The sequence below is a fragment of the Bacillus sp. JJ864 genome, assembly GCF_036963045.1.
GTDB lineage: Bacteria > Bacillota > Bacilli > Bacillales > Bacillaceae_G > Bacillus_A > Bacillus_A pseudomycoides_C.
This window is the reverse complement of record NZ_JBALLY010000218.1, coordinates 2,869-3,489: the sequence shown is the minus strand read 5'-3', so window position 1 is coordinate 3,489 and position 621 is coordinate 2,869. Positions and strand designations below refer to the sequence as shown.

General features: G+C 28.5%; 1 protein-coding gene. It reads right to left on the bottom strand.

Going from position 1 to position 621, the window contains the following annotated elements:
- Window positions 1-109: 109 nt before the first annotated feature.
- Window positions 110-580 (bottom strand): Type 1 glutamine amidotransferase-like domain-containing protein, encoded by a 471-nt coding sequence (locus tag V7024_RS23290; RefSeq protein ID WP_335524396.1) that lies wholly within the window; start codon window positions 578-580, stop codon window positions 110-112.
- Between the last annotated feature and the right edge of the window lie 41 nt (window positions 581-621).

Below are 621 nucleotides of genomic sequence, written 5' to 3'. Positions count from 1 at the left end.
CTCTTATAATAGTACATTTATTTAAAGTTTCAAAAGCATTTAATCGGTCTTCAATTGTTCTTCCAGTAGTATCAGGAAATAGATCTTCTCTATCATAATGAGGGGAAATCTATGTATTTATTAATCCTAATGCATTTAAATCATTTAAATGTACTGCATTCATTTGAGGTGTAAAGTAATTTACAATATCGATATTTGGGCCAAGAATAACTGCACCAGCACTGACTCCAACTATAACAACATTTTTGTTTGCTAAATCTTTTAAAATTAGGTCACAACTACTTTTTTTCATATGATATAACAAATAAAATGGATTTCCTCCGGTAATATAAATAACATCATATTTTCTAAGAGTTTCTGGTTCATCATATTCTATATCGATAAAATCAATCGTATGAAATCCCATCTGTATAAAATCTTCTTTTGCTTTTCTTGCATATTGATTGTTTTCTTTGAGAGGAGAGGCTGTAGTTATAATTGAAACTTTTAAGTCACTAAGTTCTCCATCAATTAGTTGTAAAAATTGTTTTTTGATTTGTTCTGTAAAGAAGCCGTTAGAGGTTAATAATAGTCTACTCATTTTAAATCACCATCTTTTGAAAAAAATCAGGCGTGTTGATT

Bases quoted from the DNA above. Each gene is read 5' to 3' on its own strand.
- V7024_RS23290 (WP_335524396.1), bottom strand. From the start codon at position 580: ATGAGTAGACTATTATTAACCTCTAACGGCTTCTTTACAGAACAAATC.